This window comes from Micromonospora sp. NPDC049366 (assembly GCF_044466625.1).
Lineage (GTDB): Bacteria > Actinomycetota > Actinomycetes > Mycobacteriales > Micromonosporaceae > Micromonospora.
The window spans coordinates 108,347-121,274 of record NZ_JBITMV010000018.1 but is presented as its reverse complement, the minus strand read 5'-3'; the positions used below and the strand labels follow the sequence as shown (position 1 = coordinate 121,274).

The 12,928-nt window shown below is 71.7% G+C and carries 2 protein-coding genes; both read right to left on the bottom strand.

Features of this window, described 5'->3' with window-relative positions; translation table 11 throughout:
• Positions 1-41 precede the first annotated feature (41 nt).
• Positions 42-290: a glutaredoxin family protein gene (locus ACIBTV_RS24450; protein ID WP_396708423.1), complete on the bottom strand. Its 249-nt coding sequence runs from the start codon at positions 288-290 to the stop codon at positions 42-44.
• Between the two features lie 59 nt (positions 291-349).
• The gene (locus ACIBTV_RS24445; RefSeq protein ID WP_396708421.1) at positions 350-12,838 is read right to left on the bottom strand and encodes a hypothetical protein; all 12,489 of its coding nucleotides are present in this window, start codon (positions 12,836-12,838) and stop codon (positions 350-352) included.
• Positions 12,839-12,928 lie beyond the last annotated feature (90 nt).

Below are 12,928 nucleotides of genomic sequence, written 5' to 3'. Positions count from 1 at the left end.
CGGCCGGACGACGGCCGAGGGGCGGTAGCCAGGACTCTGGTCTAGAGGCTCGCTCGCCCGGCCAGGTCACGCTCCAGACGCTCCTCCTCGACCTGCCAGTAACCGTGCTCTCTCCCGTCGAGCAGGATCACGGGTACCCGCAGGCCGTACTCCTCCTCCAACTCGGCGTCGCCGGTGATGTCGATCTCGACCCACGCATGACCGGTACGCCGCTCCACCCGCGCCATCGCCTCCTTGGCCACCTCGCACAGCCGACAACCGGCCCGGACCATCAACGTCAACCGCGTCATTGGCGTTCCTTCCGCATCACAGAACCTCCGGCCCAACAGGCGTGCACGTCGGTGCGACATCAGGTGTGCACGTCGGCACATCTGTCGATCACCGCGACCCGAACCGGGTCACCCAGTCCCTCCACCGGGCGGGACTCGTCGAACCGCTCGTACCGCGGCGTCGTCCCGTGCCGGGCGTGGACGATCCAGAGCGACCTGGCCTCGTCCGATCCGACATGCAGTCCCACGGCGTCCGGACCCGCATCCTGAAGACGGACCAGGGCGAAGGCGCCACTTCCCGCCTGCCGCGCGAGAGCGGCAACCTCGGCCCACGAGACGGCCTGCCGCCAACCCGGGCCCGTCATGTCCGGCCGCCACGGCATCGCCGGACCATTACCGGCATCGGCGGGCAGGAATGCGCCGACGGGGAACCTCGCCGTGAACAGAGCCGGCGCCACGTCATCGCCGCCGGACCCGATCGCCGCCTCGATCCGGTCGCGAAGCCTGTTCAAGACCCGTTCGTCGGGAGTCTCCGGCAGCCGTCGCCTGCTCGCTCCGTCGGGGACCGTGCCGGTCGCGTACCACTGCGCCACTCGTCGCGCCTCCTCCGCCCCGAACCGATGCAGGGCATAGGCGATGTTTCGCACCTGCTGCGCGACCTGGACGCTCGGCGGCGCGACATGAAGCTCCCGCGCCTGCTCCAGCAACGCCACGTACCTCCCGGCCGGGAGCTCCCGGAGGCTGCTGTTGATCACGTCACTGCCCACCAGTCGCGGACCGGACGCGAACCACTCGAGCCTCTCGGGCTCTTCTGGGATGACCGATGGGCCAGCCGGACGGCCGCCCAGCCCGCCTCCTACCGTCGTGGTGGTGAGGGGCGGTGCTGTCCGGGCCGGGGCGGGGGGTGGCGGCGGGACGGCTCCACCCGAGGCGCTGCCGGTGGTGGTGGGCTGCTCAGGCAACTGGTGATCGGTTGTTCGCCGCGGTGCGGTCCGGACCTGCTCCGGCTCTGCGACGTGTCGGAGCGGGTGCGGCAGGGGTGTCAGGGCCGCACGGTCTCGCGCCTCCCCAGCTTCCGTCGTACCACTGGCGGGCGTCGGTGTGGCGGGGGCCGGGGTCCGCTGCGGGTGCTGATCGCGGAGGTCGGGTTCGGTCGGCGCGGACGCGGCAGCGGCAGCGGCAGCGGCAGCGGCGGCGGACGGTGAGAGAGGCGACGACGGTGGCACTGAGGTGTCGAGTGACGGCCGGCGCGGTGGTGCGGGTCGCAGCGAGCCGTCCGGGCCGATGATGACGACGCGCAGGTCGCTCGGTTGTCCCGCGCCGGGCACCCGGAGTGGGGCGCCTCCCGTCGAGGCGTCCGTGACCCGCGTCAGCCGGGCGTCCGGCGCGGCCTGCGGGTCGATCCAGTGGATCTCACCCTCGGCGGTGTGGTAGGCGATGTAGCCGGCGGACCCGTCCGTGTGGAGGATGAGGGCGCTGCTGCCCGGGGGTGACGACCGGACCAACGCCACGGCCGCCTCCCGCGAGGGAGGGGTCTGCCAGCGATCGGGGGCTGGCAGGTAAGTGGCTGCGTCGCCGTTGACCGGGTGGCCGCCGACGCCGGCCGGATACAGGTGCGCGGTGAGCGCGGCGAGCACTCTCGGCCCGTCGGTGATCAGGCCGGCCGCTCCGACGGCCCGGTCGACGGTTCGCGCCAGGCGCTCGCGGGTGAGCACCCGACCGTTGACCAGGCGGTCACTCAGCGTGGGGTTGGCCGCCATCAGGTCTTCGGGGGAACGTCGGCTCAGCCCGTAGAGGCCGTCCGCAGACGGGAACGACACCGTCCGCCCACCCGGCAGGTGCGCGACCACCGTCAGGCGGTACCGGTAATACGTGTGGTTCGCGCTGGATTCCGTGTTGTATTCGCTGGTTTCGGCGAGTTCCGCGGTGGCGTCCCGGCCACCGTCGCGGGTTCCCTTCCATCCGCCGCGACCGCCGATGAGGGTCGCCGGCCCGATGTCGCGTCCGGCGATCTCGGGGATGACACCCCCGTGTGCTCCGCTGGCGGTGCCGCGTCCCGTTACCGGTGTGGTTTCGTCCTGCGTGTACTGGCGGCTCTTGTAGGTGGGGGTGAGCGGGAGGCCGTTGTCGTCGAGCAGCTGCGCGGCCTCGGTGAGGACGATGCCGAGGCGGACGGGGGTGCCTGGCACCTGGTACTGGTGGGCGAGGAGCTGCCGCACCCGGGGGCGAAGGTTCGACTCGGCGACGAACTGGTCGGCATCGACGAGCGGGGCACCGACGCTGAACGCGGTGAGCCCGCGCAGATAGTCGGTGAGCCCAGTCCAGGCCCGACCCGGCAACCTTGTCACGGACAAGCCCTGCGCGGCGGTGAGGCCGCGCAGATAGTCGGCGAGCCCGGTGCCGGTCCGAGCGGGCGTTCCTGTTGTGGTGAGGGCCTGTGCGAGGTCTCGGCGGAGGGTTTCGCTGAGTGGGAGGGCGAGGGGGATGAAGGTGGGATCGTCGGCGACGAGTCGGTTGAGGCCGGCCTCCAGTTGCGGTGAGTCGTGCCGCCGAGATACGTCGGTGGGCTGGCCGACGCGCGCCACGGGCTCCCACTGCGGTCCACGGCTACCGGCCGGAGGGCCGGCCGGGGCGGTCAGGGTGTGTGGCACCAGCCGGCGCACGCTACCCGACGTGGACCGCCGATCCTCCCAGGTCCCGGTCCGCAGCGTGTAGCGGAGGTCGATCGTGAAATGCACGTCGTTGACGAATTCGTGGGACTTCTTCGTGCCGTGGCGGAAGATCGTTGTGACGGAGTGTTCCTGTCCTTGGCTGCGGGACGTGTCCCAGGTGTGTTCGTAGCGCCCCGCGGCACCGGCGACGCCGGTGGCGAAGGAGCCACGGCCACGGACCGCGGCGGCGAGGGCGGTGGAGGTGCCGGTCGAGGTGTCCCTGTCGTCGGACTCGATCGACTCGCCGCGCAGGGTCAGGTTCGTCTCGGGGCGCTCCCGGTCGGAGCGCACGGTGCCGAGGGCCGCGCTGACCCGCACGAAGAGGTATCCGGTGCCGAACGGGCCGGGAACCGTGAACCATTCCCCGACGCCGCTGCCGAACAGCGCGAACGCCTGAAGCTCGAGGGCGGCCATCGAGAAGGTGCGGCTCAGCGATTCACGCAGCGGGTCAGGAGGTCCCTGACCTTCCCGCGCGAGGACGCCTCGATCGGCGAGCGTGTCGAGGATGAGTGTGAGCGGGCTGGTGTCGCTTCGTAGTTGCTCGACGTGGCTGGAGGCGCGGCCGAGGTGCGGATCCAGCTCACGCCGCAGCGGGCCGGCAGCCGGGGCCGAGGGCGACGTGCCTGTGTCTGTCGCGTGTGGCAGGCCGAGTCCCCAGGCGATGCGGTTGGGCACGTGGAACTCGAGGCCGTTGTGGAGGTCCAGCGTCCCACTACGTCGCGTCGGTGCCTTCCCGCCCGCCCACGTCGTGACGGTCACTTCGAACCGGACCCGGCCGGCGCGGTAGGTGTGCACCTGGCCCTTGTAGGTGGCGCGGGTGATGTCGATGCTGCCGGAACCCGTGGCGGTCGAACTGCTCCACGACCGCGAGTAGCGGGGGGCGCCGTACCCGCCGGCGGTGTGGCCCGACGACTCGTCGTCGCCGCCCTGCCCGGCGCGGCCGAGGCGAGCCATGGGGCCGAGGCCGACGGCGGCCCGCCCCGACCACTCGGACTCGGTTCCACTGTCGAACTGTGAGCTCGCCTGCGCGTACTGCTCGACCTCGACGCCGGTGCTGTCGCCCAGGTGCGTGACGTCGTAGACCCGCGCCGAGATCTCCACCACGGTGGTCCGGTCGGCCCGCCCGTCGAGGGTGATGCGCCAGCGATGGTCCCCGGCCGTCAGATCGGCGAAGAACGCACCGAGCTCCGTGGGCACGGCGAGGCCCGCGTCCCACAACTCGGCGGGCCAGTTCCGCGGGTTACGGTGCCAACCCCCGTCCCGTCCGGTCACCTCTCCGTAGAGACGCGCCACCAGCGCCGGTAGTTCGGGCAACTCCACGAACCGCGGGTAAACCCCGGAAACACCCTGCGAGTGGAACGGCACCGGCTCCTGGCTGTTCGGCACGGCGGGCGGACGCCGACCCGACGGGAACACCTCGACACGAATCTCACCCGCCGCCGCGGACGGCGAAGCCTTCGGCAGGAGTTCGTCGGAGACGACAACCTGCTGCTGGAACTCCTCCCCGACCAACTGCCACCGGTGCGGCGTGGCCGGGTCGGTCCACACCGTGATCTCGTAGGCGAGCGTGTAGTCGAACTGCACGACCTCGCCGTCGGTCTCGAAACGGCGATAACTCTTCACACTCCGCGAGCGGGAGCGTTCGGCGCCCTGCTCGTATCCGACACCGACCTGCACGGGGATCTGCAGCTGAACCGGCCAGTCCTGACCCAGAATGACGCTGCCGGCCAGCCCCAGATAACCGCCGACGCTCGTCGTCACACCGGTACCCGTGTCGACGGTCGACAAGGCCCGGTCGTTGACCCGCAACCGGTACCGCCGCTCACCGACGAGGTCGAGCGTGCGGGCCGTCACCAACACATGGAACGACCGGCCGTGGATGTCGAACGTCGAGTGAATACCCGTCTTCAGCCGCCCCGCATCAGCCTCGAGCGCCATCAGGCCGTACCGCAGCCCCACCCGGAACTGCACCTGCGCCCAACTCGGCGTGCCCGGCGAAAAGTCATCCACCCCCACGTGCTCACGGACCGTGACCTGCCAACCGGCGGCCTCCCGCAGCGCCGCCATCACGTACGGCGCGACCAGATGGCCGCCCGGCAGGCCGATCGTGGTGCCCACCCCGTCACCGCGCCGTGCGGCCAACGCCAGCGGCTCCCGGTTCGGCCCTCCCGCCTTCGACGGTGCGGACGGTCGGTACGGCTCGCGCACCTGCGGCGCGTTCTGTCGTTCCCTGCCCAACTGTGACGCGTCGTCGGTGACCGCCCGGTCCCTCAGGGCGGCCGGTGTGACCGCCATCGACGGGACGACCGCGTCGTGCCACGTGCCCGGCGCGGTAATGGGTTGACCGAGGTGCCGGACCTCGAACGCGGTCCGTTCGTCCTTGGGCACCCCGAACTCGGCCCAGACCAGCTCGCTCTGCCAACCGACCCGGTGGGTTTCTGAGGTGAACTTGAGGTTCACCTGTATCTCGGCCGCATGCCGTTCGTGGTCCGACGTCCGCACCAGGATGGGATGGTTCATCCCCTGACTGCCGACCTGGCCGTCGACGGCACGGCCGAAGTTCATCTCGACGGCAGGCCCACCCCCGCCGTGACGCTTCCTGCTCCCGCTGACGCGGGGCAGCGGAACCGACGCGGAGCGGGCCGTCGTGCTGCTCGTGGACGTCCCCCGCACCACCCCGAGGTCGTCCCGGATGCTGACCTCCGACGCCGTGTCCAGATACTGGAGCCGCTTGACGGCGAACTCGACCGTCAGGTGGCCCCGGAAATCCCGACCCGCATCGATCGGAACAATCAGCTCCTCGCTCGAGTCGCCGTGATGAAGCAGCCACCGACTACGGGCCAACGCGGTCCGCTCGTTGAGCAGCATCCGGGTGAACCGCTCCGCCACCACCGCGGCGGCGGCCGGCGGCAGATTACTCGCGCGCAACGCGCGGTGCAGGGACGCGACGGCGGGATCGAGGTGAATAGCGGTCAGCACCTCGTGGGCGCCGGCCGGCTGCCCCATCGCCTTCGCTCCCACTTCCGCCGTGCCGGCCGCGTGCCCGACCGACGGCCGGGGTGTCGGGCTGGCCTGGGTGAGGTAGGGCGAGGGGAACTGCACGATCAGCAAACCGTCGGCGGCACGCGGAACCGTGCCCGTGCCCCACCGCACCCCATCCACATAAAGATCGACCGCCAGACCGCTGGTGAACGCCGCACCACCGTTGAAGAAGAGCTTGCGCCCCGAGAGCACCCGATACGTCGAGGTGCTCGACGTCGACCGCTGGTAGTCGAACTCGAACGGCACCTGAAGCGGGATGAGCGCCTTCCCCACGCTGAACAACGCGTCCGGGCCGACGGTTCCCGCGTGACCGCTGGAGCGTTCCTGCGTGGCCTCCGCCGCGGTGGAGCCGAACACCACCACGAACTTCGTCTCCTGCCCGCCGCCCTTCTTCACCACCTGCGACTGGACATCCCCGAGCCGAGGCTTGATCCAGACCAGCCGCCCATCGATCACGCCGGTCCAACCCTCCCGCAACAACGCGTCCCAACGCTTGACGTTCTCCACGCCGGACGCGAGATCCGCGAGCTGCTCGGCGCTCGTCGGCAGTGGCCCACCCGGCCTGTGACCAGCGATGCCGAGCAGGCTCTCCAGTTGCCGGACCACACCGTCGCGCAGTGCCGGAGAGACAACCAGGCCGCCGACGCGATCCGGCAACACACGCATGATCTCTGCGGCCCGCACACCCGGATCGGGGTAACCGGCCGACACGACGCGCATCGCGCCCAAGGCGCCCTGCCTGACGTACCAGGGCGCCGGCGAGCCCGACGGCTCCCTGTCGGTAGAGACGGACGGGCCGGACGACGGCGGAACCGGCTTGTTCAGCTCAGTCGGTCTGCTCAGTTCGACCGGTTCGCTGAGCTCGAGCGGAGCGCCGGATGTCCGGGCGGGACCGGTCGGGCCCATCGTGGTGGCCGACCGGATGTGCTCGACCGGATCGTTCGATGGTCTGTCGACGGCGCGTCGTGCCCGCTCGACCAGTTCCTTCCTGACCTCGGGGCGGACAGGCACGTGCTCGTCCGGGTCGATCAGCGGCAGATCGATGGTCAGACGCTGACCCCGCCGCGGGCCGCTCAGCGCCGGCCACGGTGGAGCAACCGGCGGGCGCGACGGTATCCACCCGTCGTAGTGGTCGTCACTCACCCGCATCAGGTACAGCACGGGCGAGGACGCGTCGCTCGCGACGGTGTCGGGGTTGACGTACCCCCGAGGCGATCCGGGAGAGGCGACGACCAGACGTACGCCCAGCGCGTCAGCGAGCAGGACCGGGTAGCCGTCGCCGCGCCCGCTCTCCCAGGTGCGACCCCAGTCGGCGACGTCCCGCGCGAGCCTCGCGCGGTCGCCGTCGGTGATCGGCGTGTCGACATTGCGCTGTGCGGACGGCAGGCCGGCGCGGATCGAGACGGCCCCGAAGCGCTGCGGATCCAACCCGAAATCCTCCGGGCGCCGCACCATCCGGGCGAGCCGCCCGGCGATGGCCTGCAGGGTCGCACTGAGCTGTCCGTCGTCGAGAACCCGCCGGGCACCGCCCGGCTCACCCAATCGCCGCTCGACAGTCATCAACCACTCGGCCGCGCGGCGCTCGCTGTCGAACACCTGGGCGGCCGTCCGGCTCTGTCCCGGCTCGGGCGCGCTCGGGTCCACCCGGCTCAGGAGGCCCGCAAGCCGGGCGGGAACCGACAGGACGGCCGAGGTGAGCATGCACCAGCCGTCCCCTCGCACGGGCACCCGCTCGAACGTCTGCCCGGCAGCCGTGACCGGAGAACTCACCGGAGGAGAGGAGGGAACAGCCTCCGGCGCCGGGCCCCGTGACGACCGTGCGGCGGGCCCGGACAGGGCAGCGGACGACGCCGACGGCGGAGCACCGGCGGCCCCGGCATTCGACGGTCTCCGGGCCGGTGGTCCACCGAGGTGGCCCCGATCGGTCTCGGCGATACGACCGTCGCCCGCGTGCCGGGAAGCCCCGTAACGGTGGTCGGTGGGGGCGTCGATGATCGCCCGGGCGGTGGATCCGGATTCGGGTCCGGCCGGTGCGAGCAACGCGGACTCGGCGCCGCTGGCGTCCAGGATGAGCACCCGCGCGGCGGCCGGTGACCCCAGCGCATCGCTGGTGACGAGGCGTTCCCCCCGCGGGTTCTGAGGCTCCAGCCACTGCAGCGGCCGATGCGGATCCGTGATGTGGTGCAGGGCGAACGCGTGCCCGATGCCGCGAGGCTGTTGCCACAGGACAAGAGCGGTACTGCCCACACCCGCCCGCGTGACCGCCCGCTCGACCTCCGCCCAGGACGAGACGGCGTGCCAGGTCGCGCCGCCGCCGAGCCGGTCGGCGACGTGACCGGTGCCGACCGTGCGGTCATCGGTGGCGCCGAGGGAGCGGGCGACCGGGACCCGGCGCGGGTAGATGGCCTGCTGGATCGCGCTGAGCAGCTCGACACAGCGGCCGGGATCGGGCTGCTCCGCCCCGACTCGCCGCGGCGGCGTCCGATCGGCGACCTCGTCGACGAGCCGTTCGACGGCGACGCGGTCGAGCACCACCGGCGGTTGCACCCCGAACGAGTGAGCCGGGTCCGACACCTGCGAGGCCCGGTCACGGCCGTCGGGTCTGGGCGCCCCCCGGCGCGGATCGGGCGTGAACTCGTCCAACCGGACGGGATTCTCGCCGAGGCGTTGTGCCGGATGGCCCGCCGGCGGGACCGGAGCAACGTACACCAGCCCGTCCGGCAGGGCGGTGGACTGGCCACCGGACTCGCTCAATCCGGCCGGCACCCCGGTGCGCGGCACCGGGGCCGGCTGCCGGGGGCCGCCGGAAGCCAACCCGGGAGCGGCACCGTCAATACCCACGCCGGTGCCCAAGACGCCGCTGGCGGCCGTGGCACCGGTATCCGGTGCGCTCCCGCCGCCGCCGAGGGGCGACGCCGTGCCGTCCGACTGTGAACCGGCGGCACGAGGTGCCGGGTCGACCGAACGCTGGTTGCTGGTCAGCGGATCCGGACCCGCCACACGATCGAGGACGCCATCCTTCCGGACCGGTCGGGGTGCGGGGGACGGCTCGACCGTCACACCATCCGCGGCCACCACCGGCCCGTCGTTCGACCGGACCGATGACTGACCGTCGGGCCGCAGACGCAGCACCGGACGCTCACCCCGCACGACCGCCGACCCATCAGCCGAGCCGTCCGCCCGGTACAACGGCGCACCGTCCGAAGCCCGATCACTCGGCGGCAGCTCCCCCGACCCCAACGGCCCCTGCCACCCGCTCGACGACGCCGCCGCCGAACCTGTCGATCCACTCCTGGTGGCGACCGGCTTCTGGTCGAGCGACCCCCGGGCACCGCCGATCTCACCGTTGTCGGCATGCGACGCCACCGGCTGCGGCCGTCCTTGCGAATGCGGCGTCTGTGGGTTCGGGGGTGTCTCCGCCGAACCGCCGTGCGGACTCGCCGCCCGGTGCCGCACCGCACCCTCGGCCGACTGAGCCGTCGGCGCGGACCGGGCGGAGCGCGGAGCGTCCACCCGGCCGTCTGCGTCGGTGGCGCTCGACGGTCGTTCCGTCCTCGCCGGCCTGCCTGAAGACTCCAACCGCGAGCCGGACGCGGCCTCGGCTCGGACACTGGCATTCTCCGGGCGGCTGCGAGCACTGACCCCGTCGGTCGTGCTCGCGCGGACTCGGTCCGAGGGCTCCGGCCGGGGCTCGGAGACGGGGGTGTCAGGGGTTTCGTCCCTGGTCCTGCCGCCAACCTGCGGAGATCTGTCCTCGGTGAAGGTGATGGTGCGCGTTTCGGTCTGCGTCTGCGAGCCGGTGCCGTTGTCCCGCTTGCCGAGACCGCCGCCCCCGCCACCGCGCGCCGGGCCGCCGCCGGACCCACCCGCACCGCCGGACCCACCCGACGGCTCGTACGGCTTCGTCTCGCGGAACGTCAGATTGCCGGAATTCGGATCGAAGCTGAGCTGTTCCGGGTGGATGGTCTGCGGGGCCTCCCTCATCAGGTGGCCGTTCTCATCCACCCGCAGGTTGGGCAGGCCGTCACCGTCGGATGCGGAGCCGGACGGGGAGAAGTTCGTCTCCTCGACAGTGCCGTCACCCTTGATCTTGACCACCGGCAAGGCGTTTCCCTTGACCGTGACCGGCTGCAGACCCTCTCCCTGAGGGTCGACCCGGTAGTAGGAAGGATGCGCCGTTCTGGGCGCCGCGACCGTTGGCTCGCTCCCCGCGCGGCCCTGGACCGGTGTCCAGGCGCCGGTCTGCGGGTCCCGCACCAGGACGACGTCCTGCTTCACGGGGACACCGTCCAGGCGGTGGGCGGTCGTGAGGACCCGTTCGATCCTCGGGGTCCCCAAGAACTCACCTTCGCGCCAGCCGGGCGCACCAGCGCCGAACTCCTGGAAGGTGTACCCGTCGGTCTTGCCGGCGGCTACCCGCACCGGGTCGCGCGGGTACGTCAGAAGGTCGATGTTGCCGTCGCCGTCCCGGCGCAGCACCTGGAAGTCGGGCTCCGGCTCCGCGACCGGCCCGGCGGTGTCGCGGCCGTTCGGACCGCTGACGAGATACGGCTTCTCGGCAGCCGGTGCCGGACGCTGCGGGATCGTGTCCACGTCCCACCGATGTTTGCCCCAGTCGTACCGGAGGATCCGCTCCTCCGGCACGCCGACCGGCACCTTCTCGTCGCCCTTGACGACGACGTTGCGGCGCTCGAACCCACCGGCCGGCTCGACCCGCAGGATCCTCTCGCCCGGTCCGACCCGCGTGGGCGCCGCCGCGCCGGTGTGCGGGTCGATCTCGAAGTATCGGTGTGGGCCCGCCGACTCCGACCCGTGGTTGGGGCGCGGCGCCGGACCTTCCGGGACGGGCGGCGCGGGCCGGGTGAATCGGGTTACGTTCTCCGGGTTCTCCAGAGGTGCCCCACGCGGCTCGTCGAGCGTGTACCCGTGGCCCGGCATCTCCTTCGGCCGCGACAGCGTGACCAACTCACGCTGCCCGGTGACGTCGTTGATGCGGAACACCTGGCGCTCGGGCGGCGCGCTCACCACCACGACCTCAGCGTCGGGGGCCCTGCCGCTGAGCGTGCGGCCCACCCCGGGGAACTTCGGATCCGCGTTGGCAACGCCGACGAACGAGTCCGTGGAGCCGGCCGACACCCCGTTGCCATCCTCACCGGCCGGAGCGGGGGAACGTCCCTCCCCGGAGTTGCGCGCGGCCGACGTTGACCGCTGCGGCGCGGGTGATGGGGCATCGATCGGAGCCCCACCGAAAGCTGCGCCGTCCGGGGCCGAGCCGGTGCGCACCCTGGGCGGCGCACCGACCCCCGACGTGGTTCCGATCACGTGGCCCGTGTCCGGAGGCATCCGTTGCCTCTTCGGTGGGGCGGGCGGGGGTTCGTTCGGCTTGACCGCTGAAGCGGCAACGTTCGGCTCCGGATGCCGCTCGTGGAATCCGGGCTTGCCGTCGAGCGTGCGTCCCGTCCCGGGAAACCTCGGATCGGTACTGGCAACGGTGCGGGTAGGCGTCGCACCGCCATCGCTCTGCGTCGCGCGTGGCGCCGCTCCCTCCCGCAGGATCGGCACCGCGTTGCCGTTCTCACCAGCCAAGCCCGATGTCCGCCCCCCTCCGGAGCCGCGCACGACAGACGTCGCGCCGTCCCGTGGCGGCGCGGACGAATTAACCGGAACCGCCCCGTCCGAGGACGTCGTCTCACGGCCCCTCGGCGGCATCGGCGCGTCCGACCGGGGAAGGTGACCTGCGGCCAGGGGCGGATCCGCCCGGACCGCCGGCGCGGCGCCCAACGTCTGGCCGTGGCCAGGGAATCTCGGATCGGGGCTGACCGGGCGGTGGGAAGCGGCCGTGGGCGGCGTGGCCACCGGATCGACGTGGGCCGGGGCAGCGCTGTTCGGCTGGTCGACGCGGGGGGACGCTTCGGCGCCGGCCCTCCGCCCGCTGGCCGGGGCGTGCGGCGGCGCCGGGCTGGTGTTGGCCGGGTTCGGTAGGAGTCCGTCGGGGTCCCTGATGGTGATGGGGGGATGCTCGACCGACCTCGGAGGCAGGACCAGCCCGCCCCCGGTGGGCCTGACCTGGGTGATGGGCGTGTGAACACCCGCCGGGCTGGTAACGCCCGGCTTGGGGGGCATGGGGTCGCCGCCGGGCCTTCCGCCGAGACCGCCCCGATTCGCCTGTCCCGGCAGGGCGCGCGGCACGTTCCGGCCGCCCATGAAGATCAGTCCGAGGCCCGCGCCGAGGCCGGCGCCGATGCCGGCGGCGATGCCCACATGTTTTTCGTGGATCTCCGGCTTGATGCCGGCCGCGCCCGCGCCGATCCCGGTGGCGATCAGCTCTATCGCCACCCCTTGCCACGCGCCGTCGATCGCCATTCCGGCGACCAGTGCGGCGCGTTGCGGCCACTGCGCCGTCGAGAAGAGGGCGGCGACTCTCGTCAAGATCCTCGTGACGGGTGACAGCACCCATTGGAGGAAGCGAAAATACGACACCATCGGGATGAAGAGCAGGGCGAACATGAAGAACGCCAGGACGGCCTGCTTGGCGGCCTCCGCTTCTTCCTTCTTCCGCTGCTCCTGGAGCTTGTCGGCGTACCAGTTGATCGACTCGCCGATGTTCCAGACCATGCGCGCCGCGCTCAGGAAGGTCTGCCCGCTCGGATCCTGCGCCTGGTTGACCAGCAACTTTCCCAACGGTTCGAGCGCCTCCAGGGCCTTCTCCCTGGCGGCGCCGCTCCACGAGATGTCGTACGCGGGGAAGGCCAACTTGAGGAAGTACTCGTAGATCGCGTCGCCGAGGTCGAGCCACCGCTTGGCGTACTTGTACATTTCCTCGAAATCCGGGCCGGCACCCGGTGAACTCCGCGGCGGCATCAAGCCGTTCTGCGGATTGACTCCCGAACTCTCGGCCATGTGCTG

What these genes read in the sequence shown, in the direction of transcription:
- ACIBTV_RS24450 (WP_396708423.1), bottom strand. Translation starts at nt 290, where the DNA reads ATGACGCGGTTGACGTTGATGGTCCGGGCCGGTTGTCGGCTGTGCGAG.
- ACIBTV_RS24445 (WP_396708421.1), bottom strand. Translation starts at nt 12,838, where the DNA reads ATGTACAAGTACGCCAAGCGGTGGCTCGACCTCGGCGACGCGATCTAC.